Origin of the sequence: Marinobacter iranensis (assembly GCF_029207565.1) — a bacterium.
Lineage (GTDB): Bacteria > Pseudomonadota > Gammaproteobacteria > Pseudomonadales > Oleiphilaceae > Marinobacter > Marinobacter iranensis.
Genome location: NZ_JANCMW010000043.1, coordinates 1 through 417 on the forward strand (window position 1 = coordinate 1; position 417 = coordinate 417).

General features: G+C 58.5%; 1 tRNA gene. It reads right to left on the reverse strand.

Annotated features, from left to right (window positions below):
• Nucleotide 1: 1 nt before the first annotated feature.
• A tRNA-Ala gene (locus tag NLU14_RS21360) sits at nucleotides 2–77 on the reverse strand.
• Nucleotides 78–417 lie beyond the last annotated feature (340 nt).

The following is a 417-nucleotide window of genomic DNA, read 5'->3' on the forward strand; positions in this document are numbered from 1 at the left end:
TTGGTGGAGCTGAGCGGGATCGAACCGCTGACCTCCTGCGTGCAAGGCAGGCGCTCTCCCAACTGAGCTACAGCCCCGGATGCTTGTCCAGCTTCCGTTACTCGTCGTTGCAACCCTCGCGCGCATCAGTCATGACCCATCGAGGGTCACTCCTTCACTCGCTCACGCTGCGCCTAGATTAACGAAATCTGTCCGGCGCCTCCGCGTTCGTCGCCACCTTTGCGGTTTACCCACTCGGTGCACCTCTTGACTGCGAGGCAGGCTCCGAAAATTGGGTTAGCCTAGGCATCGGAAGGTGTAGCGTGCGACTAGCACGTGAGCCTTTCGATAACGACGGATAACGCAATTTTGGTGGGTCTGGGTGGATTTGAACCACCGACCTCACCCTTATCAGGGGTGCGCTCTAACCAACTGAGC